The organism is Pseudomonas sp. Ors-4-3C (assembly GCF_055755035.1).
This window is the reverse complement of the sequence record NZ_CM146900.1, coordinates 1,294,275-1,311,662: the sequence shown is the minus strand read 5'-3', so window position 1 is coordinate 1,311,662 and position 17,388 is coordinate 1,294,275. Positions and strand designations below refer to the sequence as shown.

Here is a 17,388-nt window from a genome sequence, read left to right as displayed (position 1 = left end):
CCGGTCCAAGACCGGCTTCGGCACTTTCACGGGCAACCACCCGAATGGCTCAGAGCGGGCCTTGGGAATGCCCCTCGGCCATGGCCACGATGACTTTGCGCGGCCCTTCGAACGGCGAACGCGCATGGGCCGACAACATATTGTCGAGCATCAATACATCGCCTTCCTGCCACGGAAAACTGATCGCGCATTCATCGAGTACCGCACGGATCTGCGCCAGCACTTCGTCTTCGATGGCCGAGCCGTCACCGTAATAAACGTTACGCGGCAAGTCCTCCTCATCAACGATGTCTAGCAGGCTTTCGCGCACTTCCGGCTGCAAGTTGGAGATGTGGAACAGGTGCGCCTGATTGAACCAGACGTGATCGCCGGTCACCGGATGCACCGCTACCGCCTGACAGGTCTGACGGGTTCGCAATTCGCCGTCATCCTTCCACTCGCAAAGGATGCCATGGGCCTTGCAGTACGCCTCGACGACCTCGCGGTCTTCAGTGTTGAACACATCTTCCCAGGCCACATCCAGACCGTTACCGAAGTTGCGCACATACATCAGGCCTTTGCTGATAAAGCGCTCACGAATGGCCACCGGAATACGCCGATAGACTTCGCGGCTGTCGGCAATCGGCGTTTCGCCACCGGACTTCGCCGCGATCATGCTGTAGAACCAGATCTTCATCGGCCAGTCGCGGGAGTAGGCCTGTTCGTTGTGCAGCGGAATGCTCTGGTGCGCCGGGTATTCGGTCGAGGTGTATACGCCTTGGGTGACGTTGGTGCGCGGCGTGGAGCCGAACTCATAGTTCAACAGCGGATGACCGAAACTGGCCGCGAACTGACGAAACTGCTCAGCGCCGTCGAGACGAAATCCGCGGAACAGCACCCCGCCATCGCGCAGCAGATGCTCATCGACCAGCGCTTTCACTTCATCGAACACCGCCAACAGGTCGGTATCCGCCTCGGTCGCCTCCACCAACAGCGGCAAGCGCCCTCGTTGCGGCAACAGCGGCCGAACGGAAAATTCCACAGCAACAGCCATGACTGGCCTCCTGTAATCACTCGATAGTGAGCAGTGCGTCAAAACGCCGGTGCCGCCGCTTGCGCATGACGCCGGTGATGGACTTCCAGATGCGTCTTGATCGTGCGGATCACCCGGGCTTCGTGCTCATGGATGAAGAAATGCCCACCGGTCATCATGTCCACGGAAAAACTGCCCAGGGTTTCCTTGCTCCAGCCGATCAGTTGCTCGGTGGTCGCGCGGTCTTCCTTGCCGCCCAGCACATGCACCGGGCAATTGAGCAGCGGCCGCTGCGCCGGACTGAAGCGTCCGCACATCATGAAGTCGGCGCGCAGCACCGGCAGCGTCAGGCTCATGAGTTCCTGGTTGGCCAGCACTTCTTCGCTGGTGCCCTGAAAGGTACGCAGTTGATCGATCAATTCCTCATCGCTGCGCGCTTCGGCAAACCCGCGATCGTAGTCGCTGCGCATGGTCGGCGCCGCCGTGCCGGAGGCGAACAGCGCCACCGGTTCCGGCGCGCCGAGCTCGCGAAAGGCGTGCGCCATCTCGCACGCCAGCAGCGCGCCGAGGCTGTGGCCGAACAGGGCGTAAGGCGTTTGCAGGCCGGGTTTGTGCTCACGGGCCAACTGGCGGGCCAGGGCTCGCATGTCAGTTTGCAGGGGTTCGTCGAAACGGGCACCGCGCCCGGGCAACTCCACCGGTTGCAATTGCAGCCATGACGGCAGTTGGCGCCGCCAGCGGCTATAGACCATCGCGCTGGCGCCCGAATAGGGCAGGCACAGCAGTGTCAGCTTTGTCACCGCGTTTACCTCAATGGGTTATCTGTAAAAGAGAACGGATGAGGCGTGGCGCGAATTAGTCCGAATGCCGATCACTTCAAATGGCGGAAACTCTGCACAGCCGAACCCAGCACCACCGCGCCGGCCGCGATCGCCAGCCAGAATCCGCTGCGCGCACCGAAGGCGTCCACCAGTGCGCCGGATCCAGCCGCGCCAATCGCCACCCCGATGCTCAGACCGGTGACCAGCCAGGTCAGGCCTTCGGTGAGCTTGGCCGGCGGCACGATGCGCTCAACCAGCGCCATGGCGACGATCAGCGTCGGCGAGAAGAACAGCCCGGCGACGAACACCGCCACTGACAGCCCGAAAATATCGCTCGCCAGCAACAGCGGCAAGGTGGTCACCGCCGTCGCCATGCCGCCGTACAGAAACAGCCGCGGCAACGGCAGGGTCGAGCGCATTGCCCCGAAGGCGATACCGGCCAGGCACGAGCCGATGGCATACACCGACAACACGATGCTCGCCGCCGCCGGCTGACCCTGCTGCTGGGCGAAGGCAACGCTGACCACATCGACCACGCCAACGATGACGCCCATGGCCAGCATCAACGCCAGCAGCCATTGCACGTCGGTCGAGCGAATGATCGAACCCTGATGCTGCGACTCCTGCGGGTGCACCGCCGGTTCGGTGCTGCGCTGGGCGACAAACGCCGTTACGCCGACCGCCAGCGCCAACAGCGCGGCCAATGGCCCGGCCTCGGGAAACGCCACCACACACAACCCCACCGACAATGGCGGGCCGACGATGAAACAAACTTCATCGAGCACGGATTCCAGTGCATAAGCGGTCTGCAATTGCGGCTGGCCGCGATAGATCTCGGTCCAGCGTGCGCGCACCATTGCCGACATGCTTGGCATGCAACCGGCCAGCGCGGCGAAGATGAACAGCGTCCAGGTCGGCGCCTGCAAGCGGGTGCACAGCAGCAACATCAGCAGCGCCCCGCCACCGATCAATGCCGACAGCGGCAGCACCTTGCCCTGACCGAAACGATCCACCAGACGCGAGACCTGCGGCGCACAAAACGCCGTGGCCAGGGCAAAGGTCGCCGCCACCGCACCGGCCAGCGCGTACCCGCCCTTCAGTTGCGAAAGCATGGTGATCACGCCGATGCCGGTCATGGAAATCGGCATGCGCGCGATCATCCCGGCCAGTACAAAAGCCCGGGCGCCGGGGGCGGTGAATAATTCGCGGTAGGGGTTTGCCATGGGTTGCAGCCTCATCAGGGGCGGCCAAGTTGCCATAAAGGCTGACGGGCGTGGAAGCAGGGAATTGTTGGTGGAATGTGAAGGCCTGAAGAGCAAAAGATCGCAGCGTGCCGCAGCTCCTACAGGTGATCGCATTTCCATGTAGGAGCTGCCGAAGGCTGCGATCTTTTGATCTTTGCTCTTGAACTCTCATGGCTTGCGACCAGTCAGCTAAATAGGCCCTCACGCAAGGCACGACTTCGCATGCAGATTTCCCTCGCCCGACAAGTAGCCCTGATCACCGGCGCCAGCTCCGGCATCGGCCACGCCGCCGCCAAAGCCCTGGCCGCTGCCGGTGCAGCAGTCGTCATCAATTACAACCGTCAGGCGGAACCCGCCGAAGCACTGGCCCGGCAGATCATTGCCGATGGCGGTCAGGCGCTGGCCATCGGTGCCGATGTGTCGAAGGAGGACGAGGTCGAACGGTTGTTCGCCGAGACTCTGGACGCCTTCGGTTCGCTGGACATTCTGCTGGCCAATTCCGGCCTGCAAAAGGACGCCGCGGCGGTGGACATGACGCTGGAAGACTGGAACACGGTGATCGGCGTCAACCTCACCGGGCAGTTCCTCTGCGCCCGCGCCGCGCTGCGGATTTTCAATCGGCAAGGCGTGCGTGAAGGCGTGTCCCGCGCCGCCGGCAAGATCATTCACATGAGTTCGGTGCACCAGCGCATTCCATGGGCCGGGCACGTCAACTACGCAGCCTCCAAGGGCGGCGTCGATCAGTTGATGCAGACCCTCGCCCAGGAAGTCAGCCATCAGCGCATCCGCATCAACAGCATCGCGCCGGGAGCGATTCGCACCGCCATCAACCAAGACGCCACCGAAGGCGCAGCCGGCGAAAAACTGCTGGATCTGATTCCCTACGGACGCATCGGTGATGTCGAGGACATCGCCAACGCGGTGGTGTTTCTCGCTTCCGACGCTGCCGACTACATCGTCGGCACCACCCTGTTCATCGACGGCGGCATGAGTCTTTATCCGGAGTTTCGTGGCAATGGCTGAGCATCATCCTGAACGACAAAGCCCGATCGACGCCCACGGCATCATCGGCGACCTGCGCAGTGCCGCACTGGTCAACGACAAGGGCAGCGTGGATTTTTTCTGCTGGCCGGAATTCGACAGTCCGTCGATCTTCTGTGCGCTGCTCGACACGCCCGAGGCGGGGATTTTCCAGCTCGCCCCGGACTTGCCCGATGCCCGGCGCGAGCAGATCTACCTGCCGGACACCAACGTTTTGCAAACCCGCTGGCTCAGCGAACATGCGGTGGTGGAGATCACCGACCTGCTGCCGATCGGCGACAGTGTCGATGACCTGCCGCTGCTGATGCGCCGGGTGCGGGTGGTCAGCGGCCAGGCCACCTTTCATATGCGCTGCGCAGTGCGCCATGACTACGCCCGCGCCAACACCCGGGCGCAGATGGATGAACAATCGGTGATTTTCAGCGCCGAGGGTCAGCCGTCGCTGCGGCTGGTGGCGGATCAGGCGCTGCAGATCGATGGCGAATCGGCCGTCGCAACGTTCAGTTTGAACCAGGATCAGAGCGCCGAATTCCTCCTCGGGGGGGCCGACGATCCACGCTTCAAGGATGACGGCGCAAAAATGTGCGTGGAACGCACGCTGAAGTTCTGGCGCGACTGGATCGGCCAGTCCAACTACCGCGGACGCTGGCGGGAAATGGTCAACCGCTCGGCGCTGGCGCTGAAACTGCTGACCTCGCGCAAGCACGGCGCGATCCTCGCCGCCGCCACCTTCGGTCTGCCGGAAACCCCCGGCGGCGAGCGCAACTGGGACTATCGCTACACCTGGATCCGCGACGCCTCGTTCACCGTTTACGCGTTCATGCGCTTGGGCTTTGTCGCTGAGGCCAACGCCTACATGGGCTGGCTGCGCGGGCGGGTCAGCGATTGTCATGGGCAGTCAACCAAACTCAACATCCTGTATGCCATCGATGGCCGTCAGGAATTGCCGGAAACCGAACTCTCCCACCTCTCCGGTCATGGCGGCGCGCAGCCGGTGCGCATCGGCAATGGCGCGTACGACCAGATTCAGCTCGATATCTTTGGCGAACTGATGGACGCGGTATATCTGGTCAACAAGTACGGCGACGCGATTTCCCATCAGGGCTGGAAACATGTGCGTGAAGTGGTCGATCAGGTATGTGAGACCTGGCAGACCACCGACGTAGGCATTTGGGAAATGCGCGGTGAGCAACATCACTTCCTGCACTCGCGACTGATGTGCTGGGTGGCACTGGACCGGGCGATTCGCCTGGCCTCGAAACGCTCACTGCCGGCACCGTTCGCCCAGTGGGACCAGACCCGCCAGGCGATCTACGCCGACATCTGGGACAACTTCTGGAACGAGGAGCGCGGGCATTTCGTCCAGTACAAGGGCGGCACCGCGCTCGACGGTTCGATGCTGCTGATGCCGCTGGTGCGCTTCGTCAGCGCCAAGGACCCGCGCTGGTTGTCGACCCTTGAAGCGATCGAAAAGCACTTGGTGCGTGATGGCATGGTTTACCGCTACCGCAACGATGACGCCAACATCGACGGTTTGACCGGCACCGAAGGCGCATTTGCTGCCTGCTCGTTCTGGTACGTCGAATGCCTGGCCCGGGCCGGTCAGGTGGAAAAGGCCCACCTGGAGTTCGAACAACTGCTGCGCTATGCGAACCCGCTGGGGCTGTACGCCGAAGAGTTCGACAGCAAGGGCCGGCATCTGGGCAACACCCCGCAGGCGTTGACGCATCTGGCGCTGATCAGCGCGGCGAGTTTTCTGGATCGGCGTTTGAGTGGGGAGAAGAGTGTTTGGCAGCCGTAATATTCGCCGCACTCTGTCGGAAATATCCCTTACAACGCGGCTTTTGCAGGACTGATTCCTACACAAAAATAAACGTTGGTGAACTTCTGTGGCGAGGGAGCTTGCTCCCGCCGGGTCGCGAAGCGGCCCCAATCCCTGCGTCCCCACTTCTCCAGAAGAACCGCATTGTCTGGCTTTGCGCCTGCTTCGCAGCCGAGCGGGAGCAAGCTCCCTCGCCACACGCCAGGTCATTCAGCTCCTACTTCGTCTAAACAATCTCCGCCCAATCCCTCCCCAGTAACCTGCACTTACACCCTGAAATACCCTGTTGCCAGCTGTTACATCCCCCCCTACCATCCACCGCAACGGGCACAGCGGAGCTGTCCAATAAAACCCGAATTCAAGGAACCAGAATGACCCTGCATGTCCATCGCCCCATCGCCACGCCCCTGCGCACCGGCCTGACTCGCACCCAACTCTGGGAAGCCGCCGACAAAGGCCTGATCAAATGCTGGGAAATCGGCCGCCAGCGCGCCACGCGCTTCCCCGACCTTGCGCAACAATGCCTCGCCGGCGAACTGCCGGTACTCGGCTGGAAAGGAGGCGTGAGCCGCAGCCTGAAGAAAAACGAGAAATACGGCTCACTGAAATACCTCGCCCAGTGGCAGGGCTTGCGGGGCGAGGATCTGGATATTGATCTGGCTGAAGAACGCTCACTGACCTGCTCGCGGACGAAGATGCGGGTAACGTTTACCCCGGATCGGACGAAGTATTTCAATCAGGTGACGGAAGCCGAGGCTTAAGGAGAAGCAACGATGGTCGATTTGCATCAGGAATTTCAGAGCAGCGCTTTCTTTCATCAGGCAAGGATTGAGCGGCGCTCGGTCGATGCTCTCATCGGCATCGCAGCCGGTCTTGCCGCTGACGGCACGATCAACCAGCAAGAAGCCGAGTTTCTCAGAACCTGGATTGAAACCCATTTGGTGCACTTGGATGATCCGGTTGTGAACATCCTTTACAGACGTCTTGCCGACATGCTCAGTGATGGAGTTCTAGACGCCGACGAGTCCGCGGAGCTGTTGGAAATGCTGCATCAGTTCACTGGGCTGCCAGTTGCACCAACACAAACACCAACGTTTGCCGCTCCTGCCAGCCTTCCCCTCGACAACCCTGCCCCGGAGTTATGCCTGGTTGATCGGGTCTTCCTGTTTACAGGCGTCATGGCCTACGGGCCGCGTAAGGAGTGTGAGTCGCAGATCCTCGAACGCGGCGGCCTTATCGGTGGTTCTGTCAGCAAAAAAATTCATTATCTGGTGGTCGGCAGCATTGGCAATGATCAGTGGCTTCACAGCACCTACGGCACCAAGATCAAGAAAGCCGTAGAACTTAGAGAGAGCGGCGTGCCGATTGCGATCATCAGCGAAGATCATTGGCAAAAGGTGCTGTTCGGCTAACCAGGAACGGAGGCCAACAAGTGGCGCTTCCCCCCTGTGGCGAGGGAGCTTGCTCCCGCCGGGTTGCGAAGCGACCCCATACTCGAATGGACATGCTGCGCAGTCCAGCGGGAGCAAGCTCCCTCGCCACAAAATAATGGTCTAGTGTTGCCTGACGCCCATTGCCGTGGAGTCTGCCGTGTCTGACATTCAACGCGTACCGACACCCAACTTGACCGTTGCCTTTGAACAGCACGGCCCGTCCACCGGCGACGCGGTCATATTGCTGCATGGTTTCCCCTACTCGCCTCGGGCGTACGATGAAATCGCCCCCGCCCTCGGCGCCCACGGTTATCGGGTGATCGTCCCGTACCTGCGCGGTTACGGGCCGACTCGCTTCAACCACCCCGAAACACTGCGTTCCGGCCAGCAAGCGGCCCTCGCTCAGGATTTGCTGGAGTTGATGGATGCGCTGGGTATCGAACAGGCCACGCTTTGTGGTTACGACTGGGGCGGTCGGGCAGCGTGCATCGTTGCGGCGTTGTTTCCCGAGCGGGTGCGCGGGCTGGTGACGGGGGATGGCTATAACGTGCAGGACATCGCCAATTCGACCCGACCACTGGATCCCGAGACCGAGCACCGTTATTGGTACCAGTACTATTTCCACACGCCACGCGGCGTCGCGGGCCTGACGCAAAACCGGCAGGCGTTCTGTGAACTGCTCTGGAAATTGTGGTCACCGACCTGGGCACGCAACGCCGAACGTTATCCGCTGAGCGCACCGGCCTTCGACAACCCGGACTTCGTTGACGTGGTGATTCATTCCTACCGTCATCGCTTCATGTACGCCGCAGGCGATCCGGCGCTGCAATGGATGGAAGACGCGTTGATCAAACAACCGCCGATCAGCGTGCCCACTATCTCCCTGTGCGGTGCCGACGACGGGGTCGGTCCGGCGCCGGAAGTCGATGAAGACCTTGCGCACTTCACCGGTCTGTACGAAAGGCGCGTGCTGCCCGGTGCCGGCCACAATATTCCCGAAGAAGCCCCGCAGCAAACGCTCAAGGCATTACTGGATCTGCTGCAGCGCTGACCGAAAACCGCTCCCGATACGCCTGCGGCGTCACGCCAATCGCCCGCAGAAAACTGCGGCGCAACGTTTCTTCACTGCCAAAGCCGCAATTGGCCGCGATTCGCTTCACTGGCAGCCCGGTGTCACTGAGCAGGCGGCGGGCGGTTTCGACGCGGATCAGTTCGATGGCGCGGGCCGGGGTCTGGCCGGTGTCGGCGCGGTAGTGGCGGACGAAACTGCGTTGGCTCATGCCGGCCTGCTCGGCCAGGGTCGGGACGCCGAGGTCGCAGGTGAGGTTTTCGGCGATCCAGGCGTGCAGTTCATCAAAGCGATTGCCCTGATTCTGCAGGGCCAGGGTCACACTGAACTGCGACTGCCCGCCCGGCCGTTTGAGGAACACCACCAGATGCCGGGCGACGTCGAGAGCAATATCACTGCCCAGATCTTCCTCGACCATCGCCAGTGCCAGATCGATGCCGGCGGTGACGCCTGCCGAAGTCCAGACCGGGCCGTCGTTGATGAAGATCGGATTGGCTTCGACCTGCAGCTTCGGATGCTGCTGCGCGAGTTGCTCGCAACGGGTCCAGTGGGTGACCACGCGGCGCCCGTCGAGCCAGCCGCTCGCCGCCAGTAGAAATGCCCCCGTACACACCGAGGCCACGCGTCGACATTTCGCTGCGTGCTCGCGTACCCAATCCACCAGCGACTCATCTCCGGATGCCGGATAGATCCCCCAACCACCCGCGATAATCAGCGTGTCGCTGGCGTCTTGCGGCAACGGCTCGGCGAGCACCGCCAGCCCCGCCGAGGACATCACCGCTCCGCCTTCGCAGGCAATCACCGATGGCGCATACGGCACGGGCAAGCCGCGCTGGCGAGCGATGTCGTTGGCCGAGGCGAACACTTGCAACGGGCCGGTGACATCGAGGATCTGCATGTTGGCAAACGCGAGTACATGGATGACTTTGGGCATTTGGCGTAATTCGTGGGGTGATTGGCGTATGCGCCAGAACCTACGCGCCTACAGTGAAGCCGTCCACCCCTCAAATGGAGAAATCCCCCATGACGTTGCAGATCGGTTTTCTGTTGTTTCCACAGGTGCAGCAACTGGACCTGACCGGCCCCTATGACGTGCTGGCCTCGCTGCCGGACGTGCAGGTGCATCTGATCTGGAAAGATCTGGTGCCGGTCACCGCCAGCACCGGCCTGCTGCTGAAACCGACCACCACCTTCGACGACTGCCCGAATCTGGATGTGATCTGCATTCCCGGCGGCGCCGGGGTCGGGCCGCTGATGGAAGATGAGCAGACGCTGGGCTTCATCAAGCGTCAGGCGGCGCAAGCTAGGTATGTGACGTCGGTGTGCACCGGTTCGCTGGTGCTGGGCGCGGCGGGCCTGCTAAAAGGCAAACGCGCGACCACCCACTGGGCCTATCACGAACTGCTGCCGAAACTCGGCGCGATTGCGGTGCAGGACCGGGTGGTGCGCGACGGCAATCTGTTTACCGGTGGCGGGATTACCGCGGGGATCGACTTTGCGCTGGAGCTGGCCGCCGAACTGGTGGGGGCTGAGGCGGCGCAGTTGATCCAACTGCAACTGGAATATGCGCCGGCCCCGCCGTTTGAATCGGGCAGTCCGCAGACGGCGCCGAGTGCTGTCGTCGAAGAGGCTCGTAATCGTGCAGCGGCGTCGTTGAAACTGCGCACGGAAATCACCGAGCGCGCTGCGGCGAAGCTCGATTTGCGCTGATTCCTCAGCCACACACAGATCTACTGTGGGAGCGGGCTTGCTCGCGAAGAGGGTGTGTCAGGCGACATGGATGTTGTCTGATACACCGCTTTCGCGAGCAAGCCCGCTCCCACAAGGGATCCGGGTCTGGCGATCGTGCTTTGTGTTGTCCCCACCTCCCGCCACACCTTGACTTGTCCCAACGCCCCCACCCGTGTAGAAAGCCCTTCCACAAAATTCTGCACAAGGACTTTCGATGAAGGCGTTGCCATGGGTCTATCTGGCGCTTCTCAGCCTCGGTTACGGGTGGGCGCTGAGCATTGGCCACCTCAGCTGGCTCGCGCTGATCTCGGTCGGATTGTTGCTGGTGGCCGGTTTCGCCGTGCGCCAACAGCAGGTGCCGGTGGCGCGGTTGCTGGGACACGCGCTGTTTATCTTCCTCGCCCTGTCACTGGCGCTGCACTGGTTGCCGGGGTTCGACAACGGTCGGGCCATCGCCCGGATGCGCTTCACCGACGACGCCGTGCCTTTTGTGATGTACCTCAATCTGGACAAACCCTTGCTCGGCTTCTGGCTGTTGCTGGCCTGCCCGTGGATCGTCGCGGCACGCTCGCTGCGTCTGACGGTGTTCGCCAGCGCCCTCGCCCTGACATTGAGCGCCGTAATGGCGCTGGGGGGAGCGCTTCTGTTCGGCATGATCGCCTGGGCGCCGAAGTGGCCCGATCAGGCGTGGTTGTGGTTGCTGAACAATCTGCTGCTGGTGACCCTGGTCGAGGAGGCGCTGTTTCGCGGCTATATACAGGGAGGCCTGAGCCGCCTGTTCAAGCACCTGCCCCACGGCGACAATCTCGCCCTGCTGCTGGCGTCGCTGATCTTCGGCCTGGCACATGCGGGTGCTGGCTGGCACTGGGTGTTGCTCGCGGGGCTGGCGGGTGTCGGCTATGGTCTGGCTTACCGTTTCGGTGGATTGGCGGCAGCGATCGCCACGCATTTCGGGCTGAATCTGCTGCATTTTGCGCTGTTCACCTATCCGATGCTGGCCGCTTGAAGCAAGAGCGGTTTTGCGACGCCGTACTTATATCTGAAAAAAAACTTCAATAATTTCCTGACAGCGCCGACAACCTTTCAAAGCCTTGCGGATTGAAAAACCATGCGTAATAACCAGCCCATTACACAACGCGAACGGACTTTCCCGGCTCAGCAGCGGTTGATTTCCACAACCGACGCCAAAGGCGTGATCACCTACTGCAACGACGCTTTCGTCGAAATCAGCGGGTTTTCGCGTGAAGAGCTGATCCGTGCGCCGCACAACCTGGTTCGTCACCCCGACGTCCCGGCGGCGGTGTTTTCGCACATGTGGGGCACACTGAAACAAGGCTTGCCATGGATGGGCATTGTCAAGAATCGCTGCAAATCCGGTGACCATTACTGGGTCAACGCCTACGTGACACCGGTGTTCGACGGCAATCAGGTGGTCGGTTACGAGTCGGTGCGGATCAAACCCACTGCCGAACAGATCCGCCGTGCCGAAGCGCTCTACCAACGCATCAACCAGGGCAAGTCGGCAATTCCTTCCAGCGACAAATGGCTGCCGGTGCTGCAGGACTGGCTGCCGTTCATTCTGGTCAGCCAACTGAGCTTCGTGATCGGCGCGACCCTGAACTCGCACTGGGGCTTCGCCCTGGCCGCTGGTCTGTCGGTACCGCTGGGCCTGATGGGCCTGCAATGGCAACAACGCGGGCTCAAGCGCCTGCTGCGCCTGGCCGAACAGACCACCTCCGACCCGCTGATCGCGCAGATGTACACCGACAGCCGTGGCGCGCAGGCGCGTCTGGAAATGTCGATCCTCAGCCAGGAAGCCCGCCTGAAAACCTGCCTGACCCGTCTGCAGGACACCGCCGAGCACCTGACCGATCAGGCCAAGCAATCCGACGCCCTCGCGCACAACAGCTCCAGCGGTCTGGAACGTCAGCGCGTGGAAACCGAACAGGTCGCCACCGCCGTCAACCAGATGGCTGCCACCACGCAAGAAGTGGCGAGCCACGTGCAGCGCACTGCCGACGCGACGCAGGAAGCCAATCGCCTGACCGGCCGCGGCCGCGACATCGCTGGCGAAACCCGCGAAGCCATCCAGCGCCTGTCGGTGGTGGTCGGTGAAACCGGCCTGACCGTCACTCAACTGGCCAAGGACAGCGACGAAATCGGCGGCGTGGTCGACGTGATCAAAGGCATCGCCGACCAGACCAACCTGCTCGCGCTCAACGCCGCCATCGAAGCAGCACGTGCCGGCGAAATGGGCCGTGGCTTCGCCGTGGTAGCTGACGAAGTGCGCCAACTGGCGCAACGCACCAGCGAATCCACCGGCCAGATCCATGCCCTGATCGCCAAGCTGCAGCAGACTGCCTCCAGCGCCGTACAAACCATGGAAGCCGGGCATCGCCAGGCCGAAGAAGGTGTGGCGCGGGTGCTGGAAGCGGATCAGGCGTTGGTCGGGATCAGCGAAGCGGTGGCCAACATCACCGACATGACCACGCAGATCGCTGCGGCGACCGAAGAGCAAAGTGCAGTGGCTGAAGAAATCAGCCGCAACATCAGCAACATTTCGGAATTGGCAGACCAGACCTCGGAACAGGCGCATAACTCGGCGCTGCTGAGTGAAGAGCTGACCAAGACTGCCAACACGCAGTACTCGTTGGTGGAGCGGTTTAACCGCTAAAAACAAAAGATCGCAGCCTACGGCAGCGCCTACAGGAACATGCATTCCAATGTAGGAGCTGCCGAAGGCTGCGATCTTTTGATCTTCAAAGCCCGGACGGCGAAAGCTTCCGGGTTTTTTGTTGCTGGTCTGAAAGTGATGGTGCTTGGCAGATCGCTTTCGCGAGCAGGCTCGCTCCCACAGGGAAATGCATTCCAAATGTGGGAGCGAGCCTGCTCGCGATGAGGCCTTCTCTGCCAACGACGATCTCACTCAGGCAATGCAGACACTGCCTACAACTGCGCCAGAATGCGCCGACTGGTGCTCGGTGCAGCCAAGTTCTATCGTTTGCCGGTCGCTACTCAATCACGCAGATCGGCCAGCATGAATACATACCCCACGCAAAAACCCCACAAACAGAAAGTTCGTGATGAACTGACATTCCTGGATGTTCGGCAAGCCGCGCGTGATGGTCAGAAAGTGTTCGATAAATTTGTGATCACTGGCAGGCTACCCATTACAAAGTAAATCCAAAAAGATCGCAGCCTGCGGCAGCTCCTACAAGTAACTGTGTAGGAGCTGCCGCAGGCTGCGATCTTTTGATCGTGAAAACCGGCTAGCGAAACCTTCCGGTTTTTTATTGCCTATTTGAAATTGATGGCGCTTGGCAGATCGCAATCGCGAGCAGGCTCGCTCCCACTGTTGATCTGCGGTAATCACAGAGCATGTGCCCGGCGACGATCCTCTGTAGGAGTGAGCCTGCTCGCGATGAGGCCATAACGGCCAGCAAAATTATTGAGGCAACCGCAGCTTATCCAGCAGTCGATTGACCAACAGCTCGTTCAGCATGATCACCTGTTGCAGCGCCAGCAGCGGTTTGCGCTCAGGGCCTTTCACCGAGTTGGCGATATTGCCGGCCATGGCGTTGGCTGATGACAGTGATTCACAGGCTTCGACGAGCAGTGTTTCGTCATCGAGCGTGGGATCGACCATGTAGATGGGGCGGGCCTTGGGTGGGAAGTACTTCGGGATATCGGGGTCGAGGTAATAGTCGAGTGCGCGGTCGGCGGCGTCTTTTGTCTTTTGCGACTCAAACTCGGGGTGGTGAGGGGTTGGATCAGTTTTTGGTGGATTGGGCGTGGCTTTGAACATGGATGTAACTCCTATCGCAGATTCCAAGGAGCCATCACCCACGCTACCAAACGATGGGTGGCGGCCATACGCGGGTTGGTAGACCGGCTGCAATAGGAACCCGGCGCTCACGAATGAGCCCCACGCATGACCACCATAAAACCAAGCCTCAAGAAAGAGACTGAATAGGTGTTGCCATACAGCTATTACAGACGGGCTACCAAACCCGATCACTGATTCTCAGTGACAGGGAAACGATATCGCCCGGCCCATAGCCGCGTAAGCCGGCGGATTCTGGCGTACGCGTAGGTAACGGCGCAAGGTGTTGTAGGTCCGGTGGCGTAACGGTTTGTGTGATTTAAACGCGCCTGCAGGATTGCGTTTACCGACAGAAAAATCCGCAAACACCCTGTTTTTTTATGGTGTCTGTCAGACCGTTTTCGCGAGCAGGCTCGCTCCCACATTTGGACCGGGCGCATCAGTAAGGAATTGGTCGGTTGTAATGCCACCATCGCTGGCAAGCCAGCTCCCACAGGGACTGCATGCAATCTGCAGGACATCGGTCAGGTAACAGACCGCCATCGCGAGCAGGCTCACTCCCACATTTGGACCGGGCGCATCAGTAAGGAATTGGTCGGCTGTAATGCCGCCATTGCTGGCAAGCCAGCTCCCACAATGAATTGAGTGCATTTGGTCAGGAATTAGTTGGATGTCAGGGCGCTATCGCGAGCAGGCTCACTCCTACAGTTGGGTCGGGTGCATCAGTAACAGAATGGTCGGGTCGTAGGCCGTCATCTCTGACAGGCCAGCTCCCACAACATCAAGATCAAAAGATCGCAGCCTGCGGCAGCTCCTACAGGGAAGATACGTACAACCCGCACGCGGCGCAGCCGCCCCACTCCAGGATGAGCGCAAGCTCGGCTGTCGCTCTTGATCTTGATCCACGGGCGACGTCGGAAGGCTGAGTGGAGGGATTGATCCGGGGGTGGGAGCGCAGCGACCGTTTGGCGCAGCCAAACACAGCGAGAGGAGGTGCAGCGAAGCAAACCGGAGGCGCTGCCCCCGGATCAATCCCGGAGCGAAGGGACCCCGAGCCCCAGCGAGCGGGCCGAACGCAGGAGCAAGCGTTTTTTTGCTTACTTTTTTTAGGCGTTTGTAAAAAAAGTGAGTCGCCGTCAGGGCGAAACCCTAAGTGGCCGTTACCGCAGCAACGGATATACACCCCCAACCAAACCTCAACGAAGAAACCCGGCAACCTTCTCCACCGCCGAAGCCAAATGATCCGAATGCGTAAACCCCGAAACCTTCAACGGCTTCAAATCATGATCCCCAGAGGCCAACCAAAACACCTCAATACTCGGCGATAGATCATAAGCCTCGACAGCGTCCCGATTGCCAAGCGCATCCCGCTCCCCCTGCACAATCAAAGTCCGCGTCTTCAACCCAGCCAAATGCTCAACCCGCGGCTTCTCGGGTTTCCCCACCGCATAAAACGGATACCCCAGACAAACCAGCGCATCGGCGTCCAATTCGTCAGCCAAAAGACTGGCCATCCGCCCGCCCATGGACTTACCACCGATGGCCAAAGTCCCAGCGACATGACGTCGCACTTCAGCGAACACTTCGCGCCAGCACTCAAGCAGTTTCGGCGCCGGATTAGGCGGCCGTTTACTGCCATCCTCCCGCCGCTGCGCCATATAAGGAAACTCAAACCGCAACACGTTCACGCCCAATGCAGCAAGGCGCCCAGCCATATCCGCCATCCACTCACTGTCCATCGGCGCCCCCGCCCCATGCGCCAGGATCAGAGTCGCCGAAGCCTCGCCCGACGCGGCATTCCACAACCACCCATGAGCCCGCACACACTGCGCCCATTGATCCCCGTCAATACTGGCCTTGTGCTGTTTGTCCATGCTTGCCTCGCTTTTAGTCTGCCTATAACTCCAGACGAAGGATTCGCGGCGTCTTGCGCGCGCTCACTTCGGCTGAACCGTGGATGGGGAACCATGAACACTTCTATCAGTACCGCCTACAACTACAAGGTGGTCCGCCAATTCGCCATTATGACGGTGGTATGGGGCATCGTCGGCATGGGGCTCGGGGTTTTTCTCGCGGCCCAATTGGTCTGGCCCGAACTCAACTTCAATTTGCCCTGGACCAGTTTCGGCCGTCTGCGCCCGCTGCACACCAACGCGGTGATCTTCGCCTTCGGTGGCTGTGCGCTGTTCGCCAGTTCGTTCTACTCGGTACAACGCACCTGCCAGACGCAATTGTTCGCGCCGAAAATCGCCGCGTTCTGCTTCTGGGGCTGGCAGTTGGTCATTCTGCTAGCGGCGATCAGCCTGCCACTGGGTTACACCAGTTCCAAGGAATACGCCGAGCTGGAATGGCCGATCGACATCCTGATCACCATCGTCTGGGTCGCCTACGCCATCGTGTTCTTCGGCACGATCATGCAGCGCAAGACCAAGCACATCTACGTTGGCAACTGGTTCTTCGGCGCGTTCATCATCACCGTGGCGATCCTGCACATCGTCAACAACCTCGAGTTGCCGGTGAGCCTGACCAAGTCCTACTCGGTGTACGCCGGTGCGACCGACGCGATGGTGCAATGGTGGTACGGCCACAACGCCGTAGGCTTTTTCCTCACCGCCGGTTTCCTCGGGATGATGTACTACTTCGTGCCGAAACAGGCCGAACGTCCGGTGTATTCGTATCGCCTGTCGATCGTGCACTTCTGGGCGCTGATCACTCTGTACATCTGGGCCGGCCCGCATCACCTGCACTACACCGCGCTGCCGGACTGGGCGCAGTCGCTGGGCATGGTGATGTCGCTGATCCTGCTGGCACCGAGCTGGGGCGGCATGATCAACGGCATGATGACCCTCTCGGGCGCGTGGCATAAGTTGCGCAGCGACCCGATCCTGCGCTTCCTCGTGGTCTCGCTGGCGTTCTACGGCATGTCGACCTTCGAAGGGCCGATGATGGCGATCAAGACCGTCAACGCCCTCTCCCACTACACCGACTGGACCATCGGCCACGTCCACGCCGGCGCGCTCGGCTGGGTGGCGATGATCTCGATCGGCGCGCTGTACCACATGATCCCGAAAGTCTTCGGCAAAGAGCAGATGCACAGCATCGGCCTGATCAACGCGCACTTCTGGCTCGCGACCATCGGCACCGTGCTGTACATCGCCTCGATGTGGGTCAACGGCATCGCCCAGGGCCTGATGTGGCGCGCAGTCAACGAGGACGGCACGCTGACTTACTCCTTCGTCGAAACCCTGGTGGCCAGCCACCCAGGCTTCATCGTGCGTCTGGTGGGTGGGGCGATCTTCCTCAGCGGCATGTTGCTGATGGCTTACAACACCTGGCGCACCGTGCGGGCCTCGCAGCCTGCTGACGTCGTTGCTGCCGCGCAGATGGCCTGA

Annotated in this window: 15 protein-coding genes; 9 read left to right on the top strand and 6 right to left on the bottom strand. The window is 60.9% G+C overall.

The features are described 5' to 3' along the window. Window positions 1–49: 49 nt before the first annotated feature. The 3 genes from ACVHNU_RS06095 to ACVHNU_RS06085 form a co-directional block, all read right to left on the bottom strand. On the bottom strand, window positions 50–1,033 hold the full coding sequence (locus tag ACVHNU_RS06095) for a TauD/TfdA family dioxygenase (protein ID WP_103521026.1): 984 nt from the start codon (window positions 1,031–1,033) through the stop codon (window positions 50–52). Between the two features lie 38 nt (window positions 1,034–1,071). Continuing rightward, window positions 1,072–1,812, bottom strand: a complete 741-nt coding sequence (locus ACVHNU_RS06090; protein ID WP_003223420.1) for a thioesterase II family protein — start codon at window positions 1,810–1,812, stop codon at window positions 1,072–1,074. 71 nt (window positions 1,813–1,883) lie between these two features. Next, entirely contained in the window at window positions 1,884–3,056 is a 1,173-nt protein-coding gene (locus tag ACVHNU_RS06085; RefSeq protein ID WP_103521025.1) for an MFS transporter, read from the bottom strand. Window positions 3,057–3,299: 243 nt separating this feature from the next. On the opposite strand from ACVHNU_RS06085, the gene ACVHNU_RS06080 reads away from it, so the two are divergent. The 5 genes from ACVHNU_RS06080 (at window position 3,300) to ACVHNU_RS06060 (ending at window position 8,424) form a co-directional block, all read left to right on the top strand. Next, complete coding sequence (locus ACVHNU_RS06080; protein WP_103484097.1) at window positions 3,300–4,100, top strand: glucose 1-dehydrogenase; 801 nt, start codon at window positions 3,300–3,302, stop codon at window positions 4,098–4,100. Then, window positions 4,093–5,919 carry a glycoside hydrolase family 15 protein gene (locus tag ACVHNU_RS06075; RefSeq protein WP_473019210.1) on the top strand — a complete coding sequence of 609 codons (1,827 nt, stop codon included), beginning with the start codon at window positions 4,093–4,095 and terminating at the stop codon, window positions 5,917–5,919. Before ACVHNU_RS06080 ends, ACVHNU_RS06075 begins: the two co-directional genes overlap by 8 nt. A gap of 392 nt (window positions 5,920–6,311) precedes the next feature. Further along, on the top strand, window positions 6,312–6,701 hold the full coding sequence (locus tag ACVHNU_RS06070; RefSeq protein WP_473019209.1) for a hypothetical protein: 390 nt from the start codon (window positions 6,312–6,314) through the stop codon (window positions 6,699–6,701). A gap of 12 nt (window positions 6,702–6,713) precedes the next feature. Beyond that, window positions 6,714–7,352: a BRCT domain-containing protein gene (locus ACVHNU_RS06065; RefSeq protein ID WP_226500291.1), complete on the top strand. Its 639-nt coding sequence runs from the start codon at window positions 6,714–6,716 to the stop codon at window positions 7,350–7,352. A gap of 178 nt (window positions 7,353–7,530) precedes the next feature. Beyond that, on the top strand, window positions 7,531–8,424 hold the full coding sequence (locus ACVHNU_RS06060) for an alpha/beta fold hydrolase (protein WP_473019208.1): 894 nt from the start codon (window positions 7,531–7,533) through the stop codon (window positions 8,422–8,424). Here the strand turns inward: ACVHNU_RS06060 and ACVHNU_RS06055 are convergent. Further along, window positions 8,393–9,376 carry a GlxA family transcriptional regulator gene (locus ACVHNU_RS06055; RefSeq protein WP_473019207.1) on the bottom strand — a complete coding sequence of 328 codons (984 nt, stop codon included), beginning with the start codon at window positions 9,374–9,376 and terminating at the stop codon, window positions 8,393–8,395. The genes ACVHNU_RS06060 and ACVHNU_RS06055 overlap by 32 nt on opposite strands. Before the next feature lie 89 nt (window positions 9,377–9,465). On the opposite strand from ACVHNU_RS06055, the gene inhA reads away from it, so the two are divergent. The 3 genes from inhA to ACVHNU_RS06040 all read left to right on the top strand — a co-directional run bounded on the left by inhA (window position 9,466) and on the right by ACVHNU_RS06040 (window position 12,847). Beyond that, complete coding sequence (gene inhA, locus ACVHNU_RS06050; RefSeq protein ID WP_473019206.1) at window positions 9,466–10,152, top strand: isonitrile hydratase; 687 nt, start codon at window positions 9,466–9,468, stop codon at window positions 10,150–10,152. A 235-nt stretch (window positions 10,153–10,387) separates the two neighbouring features. Next, the gene (locus ACVHNU_RS06045) at window positions 10,388–11,179 is read left to right on the top strand and encodes a lysostaphin resistance A-like protein (RefSeq protein WP_473019205.1); all 792 of its coding nucleotides are present in this window, start codon (window positions 10,388–10,390) and stop codon (window positions 11,177–11,179) included. A gap of 102 nt (window positions 11,180–11,281) precedes the next feature. After that, complete coding sequence (locus tag ACVHNU_RS06040; RefSeq protein ID WP_003223402.1) at window positions 11,282–12,847, top strand: methyl-accepting chemotaxis protein; 1,566 nt, start codon at window positions 11,282–11,284, stop codon at window positions 12,845–12,847. A 771-nt stretch (window positions 12,848–13,618) separates the two neighbouring features. Here the strand turns inward: ACVHNU_RS06040 and ACVHNU_RS06035 are convergent. Both ACVHNU_RS06035 and ACVHNU_RS06030 read right to left on the bottom strand, forming a co-directional pair. After that, window positions 13,619–13,978 (bottom strand): DUF6124 family protein, encoded by a 360-nt coding sequence (locus ACVHNU_RS06035; protein WP_473019204.1) that lies wholly within the window; start codon window positions 13,976–13,978, stop codon window positions 13,619–13,621. A gap of 1,214 nt (window positions 13,979–15,192) precedes the next feature. After that, window positions 15,193–15,870, bottom strand: coding sequence for an alpha/beta family hydrolase (locus ACVHNU_RS06030; RefSeq protein WP_473019203.1), 678 nt, complete (start codon window positions 15,868–15,870; stop codon window positions 15,193–15,195). Window positions 15,871–15,963: 93 nt separating this feature from the next. Between ACVHNU_RS06030 and ccoN the strand changes: the two genes are divergently transcribed. After that, a complete protein-coding gene (gene ccoN / locus ACVHNU_RS06025) occupies window positions 15,964–17,388 on the top strand; it encodes a cytochrome-c oxidase, cbb3-type subunit I (RefSeq protein ID WP_103368400.1) in 1,425 nt (474 codons plus the stop codon).